The organism is Nocardiopsis nanhaiensis (assembly GCF_054778635.1).
This window is the reverse complement of the sequence record NZ_BAAGZJ010000030.1, coordinates 25836-45853: the sequence shown is the minus strand read 5'-3', so window position 1 is coordinate 45853 and position 20018 is coordinate 25836. Positions and strand designations below refer to the sequence as shown.

The 20018-nt window shown below is 67.8% G+C and carries 21 protein-coding genes; 6 read left to right on the top strand and 15 right to left on the bottom strand.

The genetic code is table 11. The features are described 5' to 3' along the window. Positions 1-9: 9 nt before the first annotated feature. On the bottom strand, positions 10-189 hold the full coding sequence (locus ACYVD1_RS16215) for an FxLD family lanthipeptide (RefSeq protein ID WP_460773014.1): 180 nt from the start codon (positions 187-189) through the stop codon (positions 10-12). 2 nt (positions 190-191) lie between these two features. Beyond that, positions 192-1475 (bottom strand): methyltransferase, FxLD system, encoded by a 1284-nt coding sequence (gene fxlM, locus ACYVD1_RS16210; RefSeq protein ID WP_460773011.1) that lies wholly within the window; start codon positions 1473-1475, stop codon positions 192-194. A gap of 317 nt (positions 1476-1792) precedes the next feature. Here fxlM (ACYVD1_RS16210) and ACYVD1_RS16205 point away from each other — a divergent pair, with 317 nt between their 5' ends. Together ACYVD1_RS16205 and ACYVD1_RS16200 are read left to right on the top strand one after the other, a co-directional pair. Further along, positions 1793-3064, top strand: a complete 1272-nt coding sequence (locus ACYVD1_RS16205) for a hypothetical protein (RefSeq protein WP_460773008.1) — start codon at positions 1793-1795, stop codon at positions 3062-3064. 11 nt (positions 3065-3075) lie between these two features. Beyond that, complete coding sequence (locus ACYVD1_RS16200; protein WP_460773005.1) at positions 3076-3999, top strand: class I SAM-dependent methyltransferase; 924 nt, start codon at positions 3076-3078, stop codon at positions 3997-3999. Positions 4000-4119: 120 nt separating this feature from the next. Here ACYVD1_RS16200 and ACYVD1_RS16195 read toward each other — a convergent pair whose 3' ends face one another. Both ACYVD1_RS16195 and fxlM (ACYVD1_RS16190) read right to left on the bottom strand, forming a co-directional pair. Next, positions 4120-5328, bottom strand: a complete 1209-nt coding sequence (locus ACYVD1_RS16195) for a zinc-ribbon domain-containing protein (protein WP_460773002.1) — start codon at positions 5326-5328, stop codon at positions 4120-4122. Further along, positions 5325-6584 (bottom strand): methyltransferase, FxLD system, encoded by a 1260-nt coding sequence (gene fxlM / locus ACYVD1_RS16190; RefSeq protein ID WP_460772999.1) that lies wholly within the window; start codon positions 6582-6584, stop codon positions 5325-5327. Before fxlM (ACYVD1_RS16190) ends, ACYVD1_RS16195 begins: the two co-directional genes overlap by 4 nt. Positions 6585-6769: 185 nt before the next feature. Here fxlM (ACYVD1_RS16190) and ACYVD1_RS16185 point away from each other — a divergent pair, with 185 nt between their 5' ends. Together ACYVD1_RS16185 and ACYVD1_RS16180 are read left to right on the top strand one after the other, a co-directional pair. Beyond that, positions 6770-7363: an AAA family ATPase gene (locus tag ACYVD1_RS16185; protein ID WP_460772996.1), complete on the top strand. Its 594-nt coding sequence runs from the start codon at positions 6770-6772 to the stop codon at positions 7361-7363. Between the two features lie 339 nt (positions 7364-7702). After that, positions 7703-8365: a 3'-5' exonuclease gene (locus tag ACYVD1_RS16180; protein WP_460772993.1), complete on the top strand. Its 663-nt coding sequence runs from the start codon at positions 7703-7705 to the stop codon at positions 8363-8365. Positions 8366-8857: 492 nt separating this feature from the next. Here the strand turns inward: ACYVD1_RS16180 and ACYVD1_RS16175 are convergent, their stop codons facing one another. From ACYVD1_RS16175 to fxlM (ACYVD1_RS16150), 6 genes are all read right to left on the bottom strand, one after another. After that, positions 8858-9094 carry a hypothetical protein gene (locus ACYVD1_RS16175; protein WP_460772990.1) on the bottom strand — a complete coding sequence of 79 codons (237 nt, stop codon included), beginning with the start codon at positions 9092-9094 and terminating at the stop codon, positions 8858-8860. A gap of 686 nt (positions 9095-9780) precedes the next feature. Then, the gene (locus ACYVD1_RS16170; RefSeq protein WP_460772987.1) at positions 9781-10233 is read right to left on the bottom strand and encodes a hypothetical protein; all 453 of its coding nucleotides are present in this window, start codon (positions 10231-10233) and stop codon (positions 9781-9783) included. 183 nt (positions 10234-10416) lie between these two features. Then, positions 10417-11307, bottom strand: a complete 891-nt coding sequence (locus ACYVD1_RS16165) for an aminoglycoside phosphotransferase family protein (RefSeq protein ID WP_460772984.1) — start codon at positions 11305-11307, stop codon at positions 10417-10419. Positions 11308-11431: 124 nt separating this feature from the next. After that, on the bottom strand, positions 11432-11773 hold the full coding sequence (locus ACYVD1_RS16160) for a cysteine peptidase family C39 domain-containing protein (RefSeq protein WP_460772981.1): 342 nt from the start codon (positions 11771-11773) through the stop codon (positions 11432-11434). 376 nt (positions 11774-12149) lie between these two features. After that, entirely contained in the window at positions 12150-13064 is a 915-nt protein-coding gene (gene hemC, locus ACYVD1_RS16155; RefSeq protein WP_460772978.1) for a hydroxymethylbilane synthase, read from the bottom strand. 35 nt (positions 13065-13099) lie between these two features. Further along, a complete protein-coding gene (gene fxlM, locus ACYVD1_RS16150) occupies positions 13100-14341 on the bottom strand; it encodes a methyltransferase, FxLD system (protein ID WP_460772975.1) in 1242 nt (413 codons plus the stop codon). A 758-nt stretch (positions 14342-15099) separates the two neighbouring features. On the opposite strand from fxlM (ACYVD1_RS16150), the gene ACYVD1_RS16145 reads away from it, so the two are divergent. Beyond that, the gene (locus ACYVD1_RS16145) at positions 15100-15222 is read left to right on the top strand and encodes a hypothetical protein (protein ID WP_460772973.1); all 123 of its coding nucleotides are present in this window, start codon (positions 15100-15102) and stop codon (positions 15220-15222) included. Between the two features lie 440 nt (positions 15223-15662). Here ACYVD1_RS16145 and ACYVD1_RS16140 read toward each other — a convergent pair whose 3' ends face one another. From ACYVD1_RS16140 to ACYVD1_RS16130, 3 genes are all read right to left on the bottom strand, one after another. Further along, positions 15663-17405: a hypothetical protein gene (locus ACYVD1_RS16140; RefSeq protein ID WP_460772970.1), complete on the bottom strand. Its 1743-nt coding sequence runs from the start codon at positions 17403-17405 to the stop codon at positions 15663-15665. 283 nt (positions 17406-17688) lie between these two features. Further along, positions 17689-17904: a hypothetical protein gene (locus ACYVD1_RS16135; RefSeq protein WP_460772967.1), complete on the bottom strand. Its 216-nt coding sequence runs from the start codon at positions 17902-17904 to the stop codon at positions 17689-17691. 31 nt (positions 17905-17935) lie between these two features. Beyond that, positions 17936-18253 carry a hypothetical protein gene (locus ACYVD1_RS16130; protein ID WP_460772965.1) on the bottom strand — a complete coding sequence of 106 codons (318 nt, stop codon included), beginning with the start codon at positions 18251-18253 and terminating at the stop codon, positions 17936-17938. 13 nt (positions 18254-18266) lie between these two features. Between ACYVD1_RS16130 and ACYVD1_RS16125 the strand changes: the two genes are divergently transcribed. Then, positions 18267-18389: a hypothetical protein gene (locus ACYVD1_RS16125; protein ID WP_460772962.1), complete on the top strand. Its 123-nt coding sequence runs from the start codon at positions 18267-18269 to the stop codon at positions 18387-18389. A gap of 234 nt (positions 18390-18623) precedes the next feature. Here the strand turns inward: ACYVD1_RS16125 and ACYVD1_RS16120 are convergent, their stop codons facing one another. Beyond that, positions 18624-18812: a DUF397 domain-containing protein gene (locus ACYVD1_RS16120; RefSeq protein ID WP_460772960.1), complete on the bottom strand. Its 189-nt coding sequence runs from the start codon at positions 18810-18812 to the stop codon at positions 18624-18626. Beyond that, positions 18809-19696, bottom strand: a complete 888-nt coding sequence (locus ACYVD1_RS16115; RefSeq protein WP_460772958.1) for a helix-turn-helix domain-containing protein — start codon at positions 19694-19696, stop codon at positions 18809-18811. Before ACYVD1_RS16115 ends, ACYVD1_RS16120 begins: the two co-directional genes overlap by 4 nt. Positions 19697-20018 lie beyond the last annotated feature (322 nt).

The following is a 20018-nucleotide window of genomic DNA, read 5'->3' as shown; positions in this document are numbered from 1 at the left end:
CCAGAAAGGTCAGACCGGGTCGCCGACGTAGCTGTTGCACGCCGACGCGGTGCCTGCGCACGTGTTGCCGCAGCCGTCACCGGTCGTACACGTCAGCTTGCCGACCGGGTGCCGGGCGACGGTGATCCGCACATCCAGCGCGAAGTCGTCCTGGACCGGAACAGCCTGTTCGGCGGGGGCAGTCTTCATCCTTACTCTCCTTCGTTGGTGTTCGAGGGGACTTGGCCGTCAGCATCGGTCGCCGTCGGCCAAGAGAACGTGAGGATCCGGTGCCGCTTGGCGATGTGAGCCTGGCCGGGAAGGTCGCTCACCGGCGTGGAGGCGGGGAGCAACTCGATACGCGGCCCGGGGCCGCCACGGTGCTCGCGGTCCCAGGTGCGCACCTGCTCAGCGACCGTGTCGGCGAAGGCTGCGGCATCGGGGCCGAAGGCGTGCACCCCGTACTCGAAGTTGCCCTGTTCAGTGCGGCGGGTGAGCAGGTAGGCGAACTCGCGCCCACCCTCGGCCGTGTTCACTGCGGCCATGGAGAACCCGGGGTTGGAGGGCGCCAAAGGGCCAAAGTCCTGGTCCGGGTCCACGGTCAAGGTGCCGAACCCCGCCAGCGTGGAGGCCAGGTACAGGCGCAGGCCCACGATCAGCTCGCGCGGCGCCAGCGCCACGCCGGCCCACACCTCCACCCGGTCGGTGAGCAGCACCCCGTCCAGGGCGTGCGGGTCGGCCGGGGCCCCGTCGTCGAACCGTAGGACGGCCGAGGTGTCCCCGCGCAGCAGGATCTGGGTCTCGGTGTGCCCGTCGGAGCCCTGCATGGGTACGAACCCGCAGATCCGCTCATCGCGAGAGACCAACCGGTCGCCCTCACGCACCAAAGCCAGCGACTGAGTGACGTTGCGCATCCGCAGCGGCACCACCAAACGGCCGCCCTCGGCGAGGTTGTCCACCCAGCCCTGCGGCACGTCCCACGCCCCCACGGTCACGATGATCGCGTCATAGGGGCCGTGTTCGGGGGTGCCGTCGGCTGCGTCGGCGCACACCACCCGCACCCGGTCGTCATACCCAGTGTGCTTCAGCAGCTGCTCAGCACGGTCGGTGACATCGGAGTCGATGTCGACTGTGGTCACCGACCCGTGCTCACCGACCAGCTCGGCGATCAACGCCGCGTTGTAGCCGCCCGACCCGATCTCCAGCACCCGGTCCCCGGGGGCAAGGGAGGCCTGCTCCAACATCATGGCCTGTACCTGCGGCGCCGACACCGAGCTGATGGCGACCCCGTGCTCGTCGTGCTTGGTGATCACCGCGTCGTACGGGGCGTGCGCGGCTTCCAGATCGGCCTCCGGCGCGAACCGGTGCCGCGGCACCGCCAGCATCGCCCGCTTCACCGCCCCGTCGGTCAGATACCCGTCACCGGCGAGCAGGTCCACCATGCCTGTACGCAGACGACTCGCTTCGTCCTGGTCGGTGGTGGTCGTGTCGGTCATGAACTCCCCCATCGGTCTCGCGGACGCCCCACCCGGGACGCCCCGGTATTTGCCCGGCACCCCTGTAGGAACTCGCCTGGCGCAGTATGGTCGAAAATCCCACGCATGACCATGCACGAGTGCCCAGGAGCATCCACCTTCATGCACAATGTTCGATTCGCATACTTTTAGCTGCCCTAATGCGTCGATCATCGCGCTTCTCCCAGGGGCCCCAATTCCGACTAAATTCCCATTCCTCCTTTTTTGTTCATCGGGTGATTATGAGCGTGATATGCGGCCACTGCGGGAAACCGTGCGCCGACACCGACGAACGCTGTATGTGCGTTCCTCCCGGATTCTGGGACCGCCCCGCCGTCACCAAGGCCGTGCGTGCCCGAGACGCCCGTACCGTGCTGCACTTGCTCCGCCACTCTGCTCCGTTCCTGACCCATGAGGCGTTGGCCGCCATGTGCGGTGTGGACCAGAGCACCATCACCCGAGCCCTGAACGGCCGCGGTCTCACCAGGCCCGACGTCGCTGTAGGAGTTTTGAACCGTCTAGGCGCTCTGCCTATCCCGACCGACCCCACGATTCAGGCCCGCACCCCTAGCCCGGGCTCGCAGTGGCGGGCCCGCCTGGACGCCGACGCCGCCCACACCCGAGCCCAAGTCCGTACCCTGCTGGACCAAGACCCCGCGCGCCCAGTTCTGGACACGCTGGAGACCGATGTCGACCACCTGTGCCGCAGCTACGTGCACACCCCACTATTCGATCTGTATCCGCAGATCAGCGCTCGCCGCCGCGACGCCCTCACTCTGCTCGGAAGCCTGGCCCGTCCCGACCAGTCCCAGCGCGCCCACACAGCGGCCGCGCGCTTGGTGGGGTTGCAAGCTCACGCGGCCATGGACACCGGCTCCTACACCACCGCAATCGGACACGCCCAGGCCGCCCGGGCCTTAGCAGACCGGACTGGTGACCCTGCCCTGCGCGCCTGGGTGTGGGCCCTGCACAGTCTCATCGCCTACTGGGACCGTCGCCCTGCTGACGCCCAGCGCGCTGCCGAGAACGGACTCACCCACCAGGTCACTGACAGCAACCTGGCCCGCCTACATGCCCTGCGCGCCCGCGCAGCTGCCGCCCAGGGGGACACGGGCACCGCCCGGGCCGCCATCGGCGGCGCCACCGAACACGCAGGCCACGAGGCTCCACCCGGCGTCCTGGGGTTTCCCACCGGGAAGGTCCACACCTACGCGAGCACGGCCCTGCTCGCCCTGGACTCCCTGCCGGATCGGCGGCGCAGCATCGCCCACGCCGAACGCGCGATCGCCCTGTACGGCGCAGGCGCGGACCGCTCCGTCGGCGATCTGCTAGCCGCCCGCTTGGATGTGGCCACAGCGCACCTGCGCAACCACGACGCTGACGGCGCCCTGGAACAGATTCAGCTCGTCACTGCCGTCGCGCCCGGACACCGCACCGCCAGCATCACCCGCCGGGCCCGCCGCCTGGCCCCGCTCCTGATCGATAACCACGCCGCCTCTGCCCGCCAGGCCAGCGACCTGCTGACCGAGTTCGTCCGCACCCCTATCCCCGCCATGGGCGGCAACGGGTGATGATGACCCACATGAACCACCGCAGCGACGACCGCCCCGACCGTCCACAGGCCTCCACCGACCACACCATAGTCACTGACGCCTACACCGACGGCCAGCCTCTCACCGCCCGCCAACGCCTTTACGATCACCAGACACCCCGGTACGACCTGCCCGGCATGGTCCTGGAACAGGCAGGGCACCGAACAGGGGTATGGGCGGACGTGGGCTGCGGCAACGGCCGCTACCTACAACGCATCCGCTCCGAGCGACCCGGCGTGCGAACGATCGGCCTGGACCTGTCCGCGTCCATGCTCACCGACCTGCCCGGCCCCGTGGTGTGCGCTGACGCCGCCCATCTCCCCTTGCGGTCACAGAGCGCCCAAGTGGTGCTGGCGATGCACATGCTCTACCACGTCGATGCCCCCGACCGGGCGCTCGCGGAGGCGGCCCGTGTCCTGGACCCCGGCGGAATCCTGATCGCCTCCAGCAACTCCCGGTACGACAAGGCCGAACTGGACGAATGGTGGGCACAGGCGGCCGCGGACGTGCTCGGAACCGACACAGGGCCAAAGCGGATGAAACTCTCCGAGCATTTCCCGGCCGAGGGGGCAGCTGAAGCAATGGGCGCCCACTTCGCCAAGGTAGACGTCATCACCCTGGACGGAGTGATCGAGGTCAACACCCCCGACCCGATCCTGAACCACTACGCCTCCTACCGGGCCTGGTCTGATGGGGCAGGCGTGCCGTTTGAGCCCACCTTGGAACGGGTCGTGGCAGTGCTGAGCGCTCGACTGAAACATGGCCCCCTGCGGATCACCACACGCCAAGCACTGATTATCGGTCACCGCTGTGCCGCGAACGGGCCGCAGCCCGCCACAGGACAACAGGTAGTTGGTCCCGGGCCGGGCTTCGGCCCCACCGTCTGTCCGGACTCGACTGGGATCCCCAACTGAGCGTCAGCGATGTCCTGTTTTTGTCCGACCTACAGCACACGTGCCCCTCTGGCGCCCGCCTTGAACGCATGACTGCGACAGCTCCAAAACGAGGGCGACCTGCTCCCCCCGCTCCTGGGATTACAGGGTGAAGAGGGTGTCCGGGGTGTCGCGGGAGACCAAGCGCACAGCCCCGGTCGGGGGTGTACGGCCTCTCCGGAGCGCAGACGCGGCGTCTGTGGCATCGACGACCACTGTGCCGTCGCTTTGAGGTGCGATCCGGCCGTCGCCGAAGCGGACCCACACCGTGATCGCTCCCGCTTGGCGGGCGAAGGCGAGTTTGCGGACCGACCAGGGTTTGTGGCGGGAGTCGACTTCGACGACGATGTCCGGGCCAGTGGTGCGGCACAGCACCAGGTCTAGCACTCCGCTCTGGAATCTTCCATCCTCGGTGAGCGGGATGAGCGCCTCGGTATGGACGCGGCCGACAGGGTCGTGGTGGAGGAGGGCTTGGGCGATCTGGCCGCTGAGGGAGTCGGTGAGTTCGCTCGTTGACCTGTGGACGTGGTGGTGTGCGGCTTCGGCTGCCCAGCTGGTGATGTGCTCGGTGATGGCGGTGGCCACCGCCAGGTCCTCGCCCGGTACGGCTGGGGATTGGGGAGTGGTGTCGTGGTGCCACAGCCAACCTGCGGGCCACATCCGTTGGGACGTCAAGGGGACGGCCACGAGGTCGTTGCCCGCGATGGCTTCGTCCACTACCTCGGGGAGCGGAGCCAGGTGATGCGCCCACTCCCTGACCTCTTCCAGCGTCTGCCGGGCCATGGCGGGCGTGAGGTGCTCACCACAGCGGCGCAGGCCTTGGAGACGGTTCTTGGCGACCCTGTACCAGTTCCCGATCAGGGGCGGGGTGGCGCGGGGGTCGAAGTTGATGCCCTCAGTGCCGGGGTGGCGGTCACGGACGGCCTGGAGGAGCGCCCCTACCCCGGTCTGCTCCATGACCTTCTCGGCCTGCGCGCGCCCAGCATCGGCTTTGCGGCAGGGGGAGCAGGTTGCGGTGGCAGCGGCATCGCGGGCCTGGGCGTTCGTGAACCGGGCGCCGTGGCCGCATGCGTGCTTACCCCAGTAGCGGCAACCCGAGCACTCCTGGCAGGCCGCCCGGTCGCCGTTCTTCCACTTGGGCATGCTGGTGCGTGAGGCGACGGTCTGGCTCCACTCGTGCCCTCGCAGGCAGCGCCACCAGGCGGATTCGGGGGAGGTGCTGGCGACCTCGGAAGCACGGACACCGTTGCGCATATCGTGCCAGGTGGCCGCCACGTCGGGGTATCGGTCCTGAAGAGATGAAGCGCTCATGCGTTTGGGTCGCCCTCCCAGTCCAGCCGGGGTGTGTCCCGGGGTTGGTCCCACAAGGCGACGAGGTGGGTGTGGCGGGTGGGAATCACTTTCTCCCCGGGCGAAAGGTCAGGGCTGGCGAGCAGGCGCGGCCCGGGCCCGCCTCGCAGTTCGGTGTCCCAGCGGCGGACACGTTCGACGAGTGTGTCGAGCAGTGTCCTCGCGTTGGGCCCGTGGCCGCGCGCGAGGTACTCCCATTGGTCGGAACTGGCGCAGACCCGGGGCAGCAACAGGTAGGCCAGTGAGGTGTCGTCCCACAGCGCAGGGGTGCGCTGTCCGGGCATCGGGGCGTGGCCCAGGGCGTCGGCGTCCCCGGTGAGGGTTCCGAACCCGGGTATGTCGGTAGCCAGCCACATCTGCAGCGTAGCGAAGAATTCTCGTGGGCCCATCCGCACTCCGGTCCATTCCTCGTGCGCTGGCTGGAGGAACACCTGCGCGAGTGTGTCCTGGTCGGGGAGTGGGTCGGCGTCGGTGGTGAACGTGACGCCCTCGGCCACCGGCACCTGGTGTTGTACGTGCTCGCCCTGGCCCTGCATGCGCACGAAGCCGGCGACGTCTCCGCCCTCGCCCACGAGGAGTCTGTCGCCGCTGCGGGTGAAGACGTAGATCCGCTCGAAGCCCCGTACGGAGAAGGGCACCACGAGCCGCCCTCCCGGGAGGAGTTGGTCGGTCCAGGCCGGGGGGAGATCATCGGTGCCCACGGTGACGATGATCCGATCGAAGGGGGCGCCGTCGGAGAAGCCGTGCTCGGCGTCGGCGACCGCCAAGGTCACCCTGTCGGTGTAGCCGGCAGCGGTGAGGCAGTCGCGGGCGCGATCGATGACGGCCGGGTCGATGTCGATCGAGGTCACCGAACCTGTAGGGCCGACGAGTTCGGCGATGAGGGCGGCGTTGTAGCCACCGGAGCCGATTTCGAGCACACGCATGCCGGGGCGGATGTCGGCGTGTTCGAGCATCAGGGCCTGGACCCAGGTGCCCGACACCGAGCTGGTGGTTTCACCGTCAGGGCCGAACCGGGTGCGCAGGACCGCGTTCATGTCGTAGACCTGCTCGATGGGGAACTCGGCAGCGAACACGTGACGGGGGACGGCGCGCACCGCTTCGGCCACCCGGTCGGTGCGCACGGCATTGATCGCCCACATGCGGGCGATCATGCGTTCACACAAGTCGTGGATCTGGTCGGCGTCGTGAGTGGGGGTGGTCTGTGGGGTCGTCACCCCGGCAGGCTAACCGGGCTGGACCCATCGCGTGGGGATTTCTAGGGCACTGGTCCGGTAAGGGGCCGGGGCCTGTCTGGTTCAGCCTTCGGGTGGGCGCTGCTTCGTTTAAGGTCGCGCCTATGAATTCGATGGAGAGCGCAGATCCCAACCGATGTAACCCAACGCCTTCGCCATCACCACGGTTGGTTGTCCTGCGTGGTAACTCCGCCTCGGGCAAGTCGAGCGTGGCCCAAACGCTGCGGGCAGCATACGGTCGTGGGCTCGCGATCATCGGCCAGGACAACGTGCGCCGCACTGTGCTGCGTGAGCGCGACGTGCCCGGAGGCGCCAACATCGGCCTCATCGACCTGATGGCCCGCTACGCCCTGGACCACGGATTCCACGTGGTCGTCGTGGAGGGGATCCTGTACGCCGACCGATACGGGGACATGCTCACAGCGCTTATGCGCGACCACAAGGGCATATCGCGCGCCTACTACTTCGACATCCCGTTCAGGATCACGTTGGAGCGCCACTCGACGAAACCCATCGCAGATAAGGTCGGTGAGACCGAGTTGCGGGACTGGTGGCGTCCCCGCGACCTGCTCCCTGGCGGTGTGGAAGGGATCATCGACGAGCACAGCACGGTCGAGGAGACCGTTGCCCGCATACTCGAGGATTGTGCTTTGACGCCTGGAGCCAGGGGAGGCGCCAGCGGTCTCAGCGGAGTGGGTGATCCCCAGAGGCAAGCGAGAAAGACCAGCTCGGCGATCGGGGAAGCTGAGATGTCAGAGTGATGGCGTTCGGGACAGGGCCTACCCCGCGGCGGCCGCGCTCGATACCTACGTCGCTCGGGGGCGCTCGACCACTCCGGGCTCGGCCCGTACCTGAGCGACGCACACCACCAGCGCCTCACGACCGCCCTGACAGCAGCAGGGATCGGCACCGACGAACTGCCCCCACCACCCACCGCCCCGCATTCACCACAGCCGTAGACCAGGCCGCACTCACCCTACGCAGGATCCTCGAATACCCCTCCACCGCACCCGTATCAACACCACCGACCCGGTGAACAGAAAGGTCCCGTTCCTCGCAGCGGTGCTTGGCAGGCCCCACGACAGCACGAGGGAGAGCGCATGGGCGGGTTGACGCGGGACCCGGACTTCCTGGGAACGGTGTGGGTGGTCCTGGACTTCGAAGCGACCACCCCAGCAGGCCACCCACCTCAGCCCATCGAGGTCGCCGCTCTGGCGCTGCGCTACGAAGCCGACCGCTGGACAGAGGTCGGCCGCAGAACCTCCCTCATCCGACCGCCAGCCTTCGCCCCGGTGACGGCCGCCACCACCGCCCTGAACGGTCTGCCCCCTGAACAGCTCGCGGCGGCGCCGACCCCCGCCCAGGCGCTGGGTGAGCTGGACCAGCGCTTCACCGCGGACACCCAATATCTGCTGGTGGCCCAGCACGCCGCCACCGAGGCCAACCTCCTCTACCACCAGCGCGAGCACTGCCCGAACCTGGCCCGCATCAACCTGATCGACACCATCCCGCTCGCCAAACACCTGGCTCCGGGCCTGGACAACTACAGGCTCGACACGTTGCTGCACCGCTTCGGGATTCCCCGCCCCGCGGACCGCCACCGGGCCTACGCCGACGTCGACGTCACCGCGAGGGTGTTCATGCGGCTCATCGACGCTGCCGACCGCGACGACGCTCTCGAAGACCTCGCTGGGCTGGTCAAGATCGCTGGACGCACCGCCAAGACCAACCGGCCCGTCCAACAAGACCTGTTCGATCTGTGATCCCCCGCGGCACGATCGGCCGTCTGAGCCCCGGGGCAGTGAACCCAAAACCAGCGCAAGGCTCCTTCGGGGACTACGCTGAGGCCACCCTCGCCGACCTTGAAAGGGACGCCCCCCATGGATCGCGATGTACATCGCGTCGAACAGAACCTGCTTGGTCTGCTGCGGCGCGAGTCTGCCCGACGAGACACGCGTCCGGGCTTTCGCACACATAGGCAGGAAACGGCCCCGGCCTGGGTGTTCGCTGAACGGGCGCTACTGCTGGAAGCCATCAACACTGAGCGAGCCCGGCATGCTCTGCCCGCTGTCACACTCGAGGACATGCGAGACGTGGAGATGACGGCTCTTGGGCACAGCGACTACGCCCAGAAACTGTCGTGGCGATGCGCCGAGCTCGCGCTCGGTCAGGCCCAGCCTAAGAAGGCTGGTCTCACCACCCGAGAACACCTCAGGTCAAGGAGTGGGCCAGCGGCAAATGGCTGCGCCGTATGGCTATTCAGTCCAGTGGTCAGCCCACCTTTGAGCGGCGTCGGCCAAGGCCTTCCGCCACTCCTGCTCGGGTCGGATCTTCGCGTAGTGCCGGTTCATCATCGCGTCGGCTCGAGCGAAGACCGCCAGCGCGTCGAGGTCGAGCTGCCCCCACAGGGTGGATGCCGTCAGGAGCTTTTCCACATCGGCCGCATCATGGCCCGAGGAGACCAGCTGCACGGCCAGGCACGTGGGTGCCACGAGCGCCGAGGCCACGGTGGGCCATGCCCAGTCGACCACCCCATCCGGTCGTTGTGGTCGATGAGGATGTTGCGGGGGTGCAGGTCGGCATGGGCCAGGTGGTTGCCACGGACCACCTTGACCGTCTCCCCGGGCAGAGCACGGTCTCACCGGGTCTCCACCCACGAGCGGGCCACCTCCGGGACGGGGAGAGCGGCGATCTGGTCCACTGCCTGCACCGCTCGGGCAGGTCCGGTGAGCCCGGGGCGTAGTCGGCCGCCCTTCCCTCGATCGCCTCGAACCCCAGCGCGAACCACCCGGCCCCGCGGGCCTGCCACAGCAAGGGCGGGGCCAGCCCGTTCAGGTGCGGGTTGATCTGGCCCTCACGCCCCACCTCGGCCAGCACGCCTCCGGGGCGGTCGGGGACGGCTTTGAGGAACACGCGCCCTTCCTGGCTGGTGACCACGGCCGTGGTCGAGTAGTCACTGCCCTCGGCGCTGGGGCTCACGTCGGTGATGCGCCCGGTGTGTGTGGGGGGTGATGAGTTCGGTGAGCTCGGAATCCATGTCCTCGGTTTCTGGGCGTAGCCAACAAACGGGTCCGCGGTTCATCGCCCAGCGCCCCTCCAGACCGGGCAGGAGGCGCGCGACGTGAGCCGCCAGGACCCCAACGGGCGGCCTCACCCGAACATGAGGCCGAGGAAGGGATCAGGGCGTGGGGCTGATCGTGGTTTCGCGCTCCACCGGGGTGGACAACAGCTTCTCGCACACCGAACGCCACCCGGGGTGCTGGTCGAGGCGGATGTAGCCCTGCGGGGGACAGACCTCGTTGAGCATCCGCTCCAACTCGGCTGCAGCGAACCCCGTGTACTGGCGTACGCGCTGGATCGGCATCGCGTACCCCACCAACCGGCCCTTCCGGGCCAGGTAAGGCTGCACGGTGGCGCCGCTGCCGACATGCATCCGCTCGGCGATCTGCGCGATCCGATTAGGGGAGCCCTCGATCGCTACGTCCAGGTCGATCACCGCACACAGCCGATTCTCCGGCGCGGTCAGGTACACGAACCACTGCACGGGAGACCCGGTGAGAAAGCGGCGCCGGAACTCGTAGGTCTTCTGACCGGTCCACATGAGCTCGTACCACGGGGGATCCAGGCTCATCACCACCGGCACCGGGCCAGAGGCGTAAGCTTCCAACGGTGATCGGGCCAGATGCTCCACCAGGGCTCCTCATGTACCAAGGGCAGATGGGGATTAGCGTAGTCACCCGTGTCCGCGCGCATAGCGACTTTCCCGAAGCCCTTGACCGTGCCGGCCCATCCCGAACGGAACACCTGTTGGACCTCATCGGTGGGATCGTTCCAACCGATCCAACCCTTGGCGACCGCGTTCGACCAGTGCCGGGTCACCTGTGGCGAGGCCTGTGGTCAGGTAGGAGGCTGCCAGGCGCACGGTCAGGAGCTGGAGAGCTCGCTCCTCGGTCTGCGACAGCTCACGTCCGTAGCCGCCGAAGAACGCACACCGCAGGTCGGGGCGCTCCAACCACACCGCCCCCTGCAGCCACACGAACTCCTCCACCAGCAGCCCCGGGGCCGCCTTGGCGAAGTCGATGATCCCAAGCCCGTGGTGGGGGTCCCAGAGCCAGTTACGGGTGGCGTAGTCGCCGTGGCGATAGACCACCGGTGTTGCGGGAGCGCACCGGGGCAGTTCCAGAGCCGCGTCCCTGACCAGAGCCTGTTGGGAGGCGGTGGTGGCTTTCGCGAGCAGGGGCAGGATCTGGTCGGCTTCGCCAGCCTGCCGGGTGATCGAGGTGCAGATGCTCGCGTGGTCGGCGCTCGTGGCCCGGGGCGAGCGCTCATGCCAACGTCGCAGGAGTGCGCCCGCGCGGGCATGGACACGCTGCTCCTCGCCGACGGACAGCTCCAGTCTTCGCACGATGGATCCGGGTACAGGGGAGGTCGCCAGCGCCAACAAGGACTCGTCGGCGGCCAGCACCCGCGGTGCTTGATAGGGATCCAGGGCCTGGGCAGCGAAGGCGAGGCCTGCACGCTCCCGCGCATGGTCAGCAGGATCGGGGCTGAGCTTGACGTAGACCGCTTCTGTACCGGTCCTCACATGCCAGACCCGAGAGTCGGTCCGGGGCCAGGACACGTCAGCGACGCTGCGTACCACACCGAAGCGGGCCCTCACCCACAGTGCGAGGTCGGCAGGTAAAGCAGCGGAGGTCCTCGGCATACCGTGACTGGCTCCTCTCAGAGCTACCAACAAAACCGGCACGGGCTCTCGGGGCCACGGCGGCCACGCAGCCTACACGCCAGGCAGGGACGGTGACGGGCCCGAATCCAGCGGCAGGTCCGTATCAGGGGCCAGTGGGGTCAACGACGATGCCCCGCTCAGCGGAGAACTGGGAAACCTGGGCCTCGGAAAGCACGGCAGAGACCGCCTCGGGGGTGTGCCCGGACGGGTTGCGGATATGGAAGCGTCCGTTTCGGTGACCAATCACCAACACCAAGTGCCCACCCTTTCCTGGCGGCGGAAGGTGAGGGCGGCGGATCTCCTTGTGGACCGAGGCCAACACCATCCGCCCACGGTCCAGCTCCGCGCGCATCGCTTTGGTGTCCAGGTCGGTGCGGACCTGCGCGTTCAGACCGTGATGGTCACGGACGTACTCCACAAACGGCGCGTACACCAGGCCCTGCACTGATCCGTCAGCCTGCTCCAGGTACCCCCTGCCCGACGTACCCCGTGCAGGAGCTCCATGAGGGGCGGGGCATGCCCATCAGCAGCGCCGTCCTCAGACCCGCCTGACGTGCTGCGCGTGCCAGCTCGATCATCTCCACGGCAGGCTGCACCTGCGCCCAGGCACGTCCCATGAGGTTGTCGTGCTCCTGAACCTGCAGCAGAGGCGGAGTACATGGGGTCTGTCCGTTCGTGAAAGGGGAGGGCACAGCCGGGTTCTCGCGCTGCGGCGAGTCTTCAGCCAGAACAGTGATTTCCCTGCTCGCCCGCCTTCACACCGCCCGAACGGCACCCGTAGCCCTCGCTGCCGGACGTGGAGCCCGTCAGCGCCATGCGCTTCAGGCGCTGGAAGCCAGGATGGCCTCTACCCCCTCATCAAGGAGCTGACGAGCCACGTGCTCGCCCACCATCTCCGGTTGGTCGGCCGCTCCGGTGGCCTCGGCCCGGATGGTGGTGGAGCCGTCGGTTGAGGTCACCTGGGAGAGCAGGTGTAGCCCTCCGGCGCGGATGGTGGCATAAGCGCCGATGGGGACATGGCAGCCACCCCCCAGGGCCTTCATGAGCGCACGTTCGGCCCGTGTGGTGGCCGCTGCATCCTCGTCGTGCACCGAGGCCACCACCCGCGCCAACGCGCTGTCGGCGGCGCGAACCTGCACCGCGATCGCCCCCTGGGCAGGAGAGGGCGGCCAACGGGCGGGGTCCAGGTACTCGGTGATGCTCTCCTGCAGACCCAGCCTGTGCAGCCCAGCCGCGGCCAGCACCACCCCGGACAAGCCCCGCTCGCGCATCTGCCGCAGCCTCGGGGGGACGTTACCGCGGATCGGGACCGCCACCACACCGGGGCAGGCCAGGTGGAGCTGGCCCACCCGGCGGGGCGCACCGGTGCCCACCTTGCTCCCGGGGGCGAGAGAACCCAGGGTGGTGCCGCACAGAGCATCGCGCACCTCGTGGCGGCGCGGGATCGCAGCGACCACCGTCCCCGGGGTGGAAGCGCTGGGCAAGTCCTTCAGTGAGTGGACGGCCACGTCGATCTCCCCGCCCATCAGGGCATGTTCGACGGCGCCAGCGAACACCCCGGCCCCGGAGGAGGCGAGGTCGCGCAAACTGCTGGTGCGGTCCTGATCTCCCGCGCTCATGATGGTGCGCCGCACCCAGGCGTGCTCCGGGTGGGTCGTACTCAGGTGGTCCAGGACTTCGGTCACCATGGTCTGAGCCAGACGACTCCCCCTGGAACCGATCCTCCACGTGGACATGCGATTCCCTTTCCCTACCGGACGGTCGTGGGGCTTCACAGGTCCCAGTTCAAGACCAGCTGGACCGGGCCCCGGGCCAGCACGAACACCCCCGGGCCGGCGGCGGGCGTGTGCACCCCGACGCGGTACACGGTGTAGGTGGGCCCGGTGTGCCGGTACGGTGCCCAGGCGTTGATCAGCTCGCACACGCGGCGGGCCAGGGCCTGCCCGGCCGGGGCGTGCCCGACCACGCCGATCTCCGTGCACGGCCCCTGCTCACCCGCAGGCTCCAGGACCCGGTGGGTGAGGTAGGCCAGCCCACGCTCGCCGTCCGGCACACTGGCCATCGCGCCCCACCCCAGACCGCGCGCCAACCCGTGACGTGCTTCTTCCTTGCGGTTGAACATCAGCCGCGAGAGCGTGTTGTCCAGGTGCAGCGCCAGCCACAACCACATGCCGTCCATCGACTCCATGCCACCGAAGTGCACCCCGGTCCACACCGTCTGTTCGGGCTCGGCCAACACCCCCGCCACCTGAGCGTCGGTGATGTCCTGTTCCCGGTTGACCTGCAACCGCACCCCACCATCGCCGGACACATCCACCAGTCGGCGCGAGTCGTCCCCGATCCCTTCGCGCAACGGCATGAAACTGCACAGCTCAGCACTGGCGGACGCCCAGTGGTCCTGGTGGGCGCGCAGCGCCAGCGCATAGCCCACGTCCCCGACCACCCGCATCGGCACGACCAGCACCCCGCCGGGGGCGAGCTGTTCCAACCAGGCGATCGGCAGGTGGTGGGCTCCCACGGTGGCGATGATCCGGTCGAACGGCGCCAGATCCTCCGCCCCCAGGGCGCCGTCGGCGCACCGCACCTGTACCTGGCCTGCCCCGGCCTGCTCCAGGTGGACGCGGGCATCGGCGACCAGGTCGTGGTCGACGTCGATGCTCACCACCTGCCCGTGGGGGCCGACCAGGTGGGCGATCAGGCCAGCGTTGTAGCCCGTGCCAGCTCCCACCTCCAGCACCCGCATCCCCGGCTCGATCTGCGCTTGGACGAGCATGCGGGCCACCACACCCGGGTGTGAGGCGCAGCTGAGGGAATCCCCGTCCGGGCCGTCCTTGACCGAGACCGTGCGATCGGCGTAGGCCTCCTCCACCGGAGCGTGGGGCACGAACACGTGCCGGGGCACAGCGAGCAGCGCCTCGGCCACTGGCTCGGTGAGCGTCTGCTGCTGGGTCAGACGGCCCACCATGGCCTCGCGTAGCGCAGCGTGGGGATGTCCGGTGGTGGTCGAGATCATCGCGCCTCTCCTGGGGGCAGTATGCGGGCAGGGCCAGCGTAGAACGCGGACCACCCGCGGGCAGGGCTGTTCTGAGAAAACGCCACACAAGCGCTCTGGGGCACTACCGTCCAGGCATGGCTGCGCTTCTATCACCCTGCGAAGGGCGCTCGTCACGGACCTACCCGAGGAGCAGATCGTGCTGTATCGGCCAGTCGGCGGTCAGCTCCTCCACGATCGATATCTCATTCGGGCGAACCTGTAGGCGCCACGCAGGTGATGGGTGGTCCACCAAGCAGAGCTGACGGTGTAGCCGCTCTGCCCGCCCTGGTACATGGGCAGCACCTTCCCAGCTTCGAACCGCGACCCGCCGGCCTCGGGAGAGTAGCGGTCCACGGCTGCAACGTCCACATGTCCGGACCGGACGTGGCCGCTTCCGAGATCGGCTCTCCGACGACCGTGCGCCAGGTGGACGCGAGCACCTCGGTCACCCCACCACCGCGAACGCCTCCAAAGGCCAGGTCTCGGTGGGGTGTTCACAGCGCAGGATGACGTGCAGATGCTCGGGGCGCGGGTGAGCAGCCGGTGGATGCGGGTGTGCGCGATGCCCTTGCTGAGGGTGTCCGTGCCTAGGGCGTATGGGTCGTCGATCACCGCGAACACCAGCCGCTCGGCGGTCGGAGCGGACTCAGCCAGCTCGGCCAGACGGCGTTGGCACTCCTCGGAATCCTCCACAGCGTCCATGCCGGGGTAGGCGGCCGACGCGCCGGGGTCAGCAGGTGGACGTCGACCCCGGGAGCGCGGGCCTGAAGGGCCCGATGGCGGCGCAGGGCGCGCGACCCGGCGAACCCGGACTCGACCACACCCAGGTGCCCGCCCCGGGCGGGCAGATCGACCACTGAGAGCCCTCTCCCCAGGTCAGGCCGAGTAGCAGCCGGTCCACACGCACCCCTCCGCGGCAACGCGGTCGGCGACATCGGTGACACGCAGCAGCGCATCGTAGGCGTCAACATCGATGTGCGCCTGGAAGTGGTGGTCGATCGCGGCGGAGGAACAGGCGCCGCCGGGCGTCGACGTAGGACAGCCCTTCGTGGGCGGTCAAGGCTTGGGCAGCATCCTTGAGCTTGTCGTGCGGCACGATGTTCCCCTTCGCGGCCAGGGGCGCCCTCACCGTCCCGGGCCTAGGTAACGCCACAGGTCAGGCTCGTCTGCGATGAGGGCTGTGCCTGCCCTTGTCCGGGGGTGCCGCGGTCCTGGTGTGGGCGGGTGTGCGGCTCGGAGCGGGTCCTCGCCGGGGCCTGGGTCCAGGGCAGACACGGACAGGAGGACCCGCACGGGATATTCAGCGTTCGGTTCCGTCAGGGGTCGACGTCTGTGGGGCGTTCTGGAGCTGCTCCAGCAGGCGCCTGCTGCGCTCATCGATACGGGCGTTGGCCAGGATTCCCGCGTCCGAATTGCCCGAGGGTGCAGGGGCCCGCCGCCGCGGCGCGGGTTTCTCGCTGCGGCCGTGACGGCTGCGCCGATCCGGTTTCTGCGCCTTCTGGGACTTTTTCGGGGGTGGAGCCGGGGCAGGCACGGGCGGGATAGCCAGGCTGTCGGGGAGCCGACGCAACTGTGCTCGGATCTTGTCCCTGAGCTCTTCGGGCGTGCTGGACCGACTGAGTACGTCCGTGAGCTGGGCGCGGGTGTCGTCGTAGGTCTGCGGCATCTTGCCGTTGTACGCCCAGTGCAGGGTGTCGAGCAGCTCGTCGGCCTTGGCGCGGATCCGCTCCGTGCGTTGGCGCGTGCTCGCCCCGCGACTGCGGTCGCGGCCTTCGGGCTCCGCGGTCCGGCGCGGCTTTCTGGCGGGTGGGGCGGCGGAGCGGTCGAACTGATCCTTGGGGAACTCGCGCAGTTGTTGCTTGATCCAGTCCGTCACGTCCTTGGGGACCTCGGGCCCGGTGAGCATTCTGACCAGTGCGGCACGGTTGTCGTTGTAGGCCCGGCTGTACTGGCGTTCCTGCGCCCACTGGAGCTTGCCAAGGTATTTGTCGGCCTCACGTCGGGCGTGATGGTGGGGCAAGAAAGCGCCCCGCCTGGGCACACGGGGGCGTTCCGGGACAACGGGTACCTGCCGAGGTTTCGCGACGACCTCCCGTGTAGGCAGGGCATCACTGGCCTGCTGCAGCAGGGTGCGGGCTTCGTCGATCAGGTGGGGGGCCAGCCCTCGGTTGCGGGCCTGGCGCAGGCGCATCTGGACCTGCTGAGCCATGGTGCGCACGTTCGCCATGTCCTGCTGGTCGAGCACGTGGCTCAGGCCCCGCAGCGCTTGTTCCAGCGGATCCGTCGGCGTGGTCAACTCGCTGCGGGGCTCGGGGCGGCGCTGGACGGGCACGGGGGCGGCCTCAGAGCGGGTCTTGACGAGGGTGTCGCCTTGGAGTATGCACTCGCCCAGTGGCGTCCATACGACCTCGCCTGCACCGTCACGGATACCGACCTGCACGGTGCGGGTGAGACCGTCCGCGTCGGCGAGCCGAAACAGCCGGTAGGGGACCCCGTTGGCGACCAGTGCGCGCGTGACCGCCTGGTTAGCGCGCACCAGCCACACATAATCGTGCGCCTCGGCGGACTTGGCCAGGTCCACCAGTTCGTGGTCCAAGTCGTGGGTGAACACCAGACGCAGGTGCTTGCCAGAGGTGGGAACGACCAACGTGGTGCACGCACGGCCCTTGGCCAGGCCCTCGTATTTGGCCTGGGCGTCCGCGGCCCGCTCGCCCAGCCAGGCGCGCAGGTGGCGGTGGGCGTACAGGTGGTCAGCGCTGTGCCCGCCCAGGGTGCCCTCTCCACCCTTGTGCAACCTGGCGCATTCGTTGGAATCGGCCCGGTGAGCGAAGTGTGGGACGGTCTCGCGTTCATGGATGATCTTCAGCGACAGTTGTCCTCCGCATCCGCCCAGCAGATGCCCGCACCAGAACGTCTCCTGGTGCTCGTGGGCGCGGTTGCGGAACAGTTCGGCTTCGTCGGGGTCAAGGGGCATGTACGCCGGGTCGGCACTCTCGGAGTGGCCGACCACAGCCGTTTGGACGCGACGACGATCAAGGGTCATGTATGAACAACAACACACCGTGACGACATTCGAGAGGTGTTCGGCGCCCTGGCAGATCACGGCTAGCAGGAGAACACCCGGAGACGTGCCCGGGGCAGATCAGAGTACCGGTGATCGGCACAGCACGTACAGCCGCCCCTCGTCGATGCCAGGGGACGTCTCGTTACTGCTCCAGCGGGAGGTCCTCGTCGGGTTCGGTGCTGGTGCCGTTGGTGAAGTAGGCCCGCGGCCCGGGATCTCCGGGGGCAAAGCCGCGGATAAATTCCCAGTCCAGTTCTGCGCCTTAGCTCCCCTGGATCCGAGGCGCCACGGTCCGCAACAGTCGCTCCATTGTCAGGACTGTGCTGTCGGCCCGCGGTCCTCCCACCACCAGCACCAGCCGGTCGGTGCCGTGGCCGAGGTAGTACGGGGGCGGGGCACCGGTGAGCAGCGACAGCACCGCCCTGGCTGCCTGGAACTCGTGGGGCGGGTGCTCGGGGGCCTCGATCTTGCCGTGCACTACGGTCAGGTTCCGGTCACCCCTGGGCCCGCTACTCGACCTCGACCAACCCTGGGTGCTCGGTAACCATGCGCGTGGCCTGGTCGATGAGGGGCTGGTCCTGTTCGTGCTGATCCGGCATGAACATGCGCACCATCATCTCGGCCTTGCCGGTGCGCACCTGCGGGGTGTGCAGGAACAGCTTCGCCAGCGCAGTGGTGGTCTCGCTGAGGCTGCGGCCCTGGAGGTGCTCGGTGTAGGCGAGGGCCACGGTCGGGTCCGCAGCCGGAGGGAGTTCCTCCCCGGGGCGCCAGTGCACGGCCTCGGCTGCGCTGGTGGCCTCGGCCTCGGATAGGTGTAGCCCGGCCATCGGCATCCCCGGAGTGCATCTGGAGGAGGAGTCCGCGGCCCAGGGCGGGGTGCGCGAACTGAAAGAGGAAGGTGGGGTGCTCGTCGACCCCACGGACGTGGAGAGAGCGACCCTGTACCGGCGGCTCCACCCCTGAGCGGGCCCTCAACGAGGCAGGAACTGCTGGACTACATCACCTGCATGTCCAGGTACGGGTACGAGCAGTCGCGGGCAGCTGGTGTTATGCGAGCGGACGATCAATCGGCTGAGGCCGCCAACGCCGTGCGCTTGTGCGGGAACTGCCGCAGGTAAGCGCACCCAACGTGCCACGCGAGCTTGTCCAAGATTCTCCTGGTTCCTCTCACTTTCGATGTCATATTAAATGGTGAATTCAGTCGAGGATCTTGCAGTAGGCGAGTAGGTGGATCCATTGTTCACGTGGGAAGTTTAGGTCGCCGAGTTCCGGGTGTTGAGAGTCACGCACGGCTCGACCTAGAGGGGTTGTGGCTACCGCGACACAGTTGGACTGAGCAGTGCTGTAGCTGCTGGTGTGCCAGGGCGAGAGGGTTTCAGTATTCATGGTATTCGTTCACTCTGGATCGAGGAAGGGCTGTTTTCGAGGTCGGAAATTCTCTGAGAAATGAAACCCAGCGAAGCTTCGGGTGTCAATGCTCGCTCGCTTAGCACTTCGAATGCGCTCACGTACGGGAGTACACTCTCGTTGTTTTCCAGGTAGATGTCGCTGGTCAGTAGCTCCACGTGTACCCAGTCGACACGGCTAGTGCTCAGCAGACTGAAACCGCCTGCCAAGGCTGGGTGGGGCGCCGACAGGGGGAGAACTTGCACGATGATGGACGGCAGTTGTGTGAGTTCCAGTAGGTACTCCAACTGTGCCCGCAGTACCTGTGGTTTGTGGAGGTCTTGGTGTAGTCCTGCCTCGTGCACGATCGCGTGCAACACGACAGGGTCTTCGCTCCGGTGCAGAATCTGTTGGCGCTGACGGCGAACCGAGACCAGGTGCTCCAATTGATCTGGGCTCAATCCGGCGCTGCTGGTAACCGCCATGACCTGTCGCGCGTAGCACGGGTGTTGGAGCAGTCCCGGAACGAGGCTGGTTTCGTATGTGCGGATGGACTGGGCTGTGGACTCCAGGCGAACCAGTTCCATATATGAGGCGTTGAGCGAAGTCGTGTGCTCGACCCACCAGCCGCGGCGCTCTTTCTCGATGTCTGCCGCCACTGTCGTCAGAGTCTCGCGCAGAGTCTCATCGTCGATCCCGTAGGCGTCTAGCAGCGGTGGGACATCCCGTGCGGGCAGTGTGACGCGGGCGTTCTCGATGCGACTCAAGGAAGCCGTCGAGCGACCGGCGGCCTGGGAGGCTGCTTGGAGGGACAAGCCCGCGTCGTGACGGAGGGCTTCAAGGCGGGCACCCAGCCAGCGCGTGCGCAAGGACGGTTCTGGCACGGAACACTCCCGATGTCTGGGCTCGATGGAACTGAGAGTCCAGCATGCCACAGTTCCGATGCGTAAAATTTCCCCTACGTATCTATTGCCGATCGTAAGTGCGTCGTGCATGCTGAGGACACGTCACAGGAGTCCTTCGGCGGACCTCTCGGCCCCGTGCGGTCGGGGCGCTGAGGGGATGCGATGCCTGGGCGTGAACCCAACCAGACCGCTGTTGCCACAAGTTCAGGCCACTGAGCGCATCCAACGGTGCGACGGTGACTGTGGACCCTCCCGGTGGTTGAGGTCCCCCGACAGGGGACGAGTAGTAACTCCCACCGGG

Excerpts from the sequence above, each read along its gene's own strand:
- ACYVD1_RS16130 (WP_460772965.1), bottom strand. The coding sequence starts at position 18,253 with ATGGCCGGGCTACACCTATCCGAGGCCGAGGCCACCAGCGCAGCCGAG.
- ACYVD1_RS16205 (WP_460773008.1), top strand. The coding sequence starts at position 1,793 with ATGTGCGTTCCTCCCGGATTCTGGGACCGCCCCGCCGTCACCAAGGCC.
- ACYVD1_RS16165 (WP_460772984.1), bottom strand. The coding sequence starts at position 11,307 with ATGCCGAGGACCTCCGCTGCTTTACCTGCCGACCTCGCACTGTGGGTG.
- ACYVD1_RS16140 (WP_460772970.1), bottom strand. The coding sequence starts at position 17,405 with ATGACCCTTGATCGTCGTCGCGTCCAAACGGCTGTGGTCGGCCACTCC.
- ACYVD1_RS16170 (WP_460772987.1), bottom strand. The coding sequence starts at position 10,233 with ATGAGCCTGGATCCCCCGTGGTACGAGCTCATGTGGACCGGTCAGAAG.
- fxlM (WP_460773011.1), bottom strand. The coding sequence starts at position 1,475 with ATGACCGACACGACCACCACCGACCAGGACGAAGCGAGTCGTCTGCGT.
- ACYVD1_RS16180 (WP_460772993.1), top strand. The coding sequence starts at position 7,703 with ATGGGCGGGTTGACGCGGGACCCGGACTTCCTGGGAACGGTGTGGGTG.
- hemC (WP_460772978.1), bottom strand. The coding sequence starts at position 13,064 with ATGTCCACGTGGAGGATCGGTTCCAGGGGGAGTCGTCTGGCTCAGACC.
- ACYVD1_RS16200 (WP_460773005.1), top strand. The coding sequence starts at position 3,076 with ATGAACCACCGCAGCGACGACCGCCCCGACCGTCCACAGGCCTCCACC.
- ACYVD1_RS16120 (WP_460772960.1), bottom strand. The coding sequence starts at position 18,812 with ATGAATACTGAAACCCTCTCGCCCTGGCACACCAGCAGCTACAGCACT.
- fxlM (WP_460772975.1), bottom strand. The coding sequence starts at position 14,341 with ATGATCTCGACCACCACCGGACATCCCCACGCTGCGCTACGCGAGGCC.
- ACYVD1_RS16215 (WP_460773014.1), bottom strand. The coding sequence starts at position 189 with ATGAAGACTGCCCCCGCCGAACAGGCTGTTCCGGTCCAGGACGACTTC.
- ACYVD1_RS16195 (WP_460773002.1), bottom strand. The coding sequence starts at position 5,328 with ATGAGCGCTTCATCTCTTCAGGACCGATACCCCGACGTGGCGGCCACC.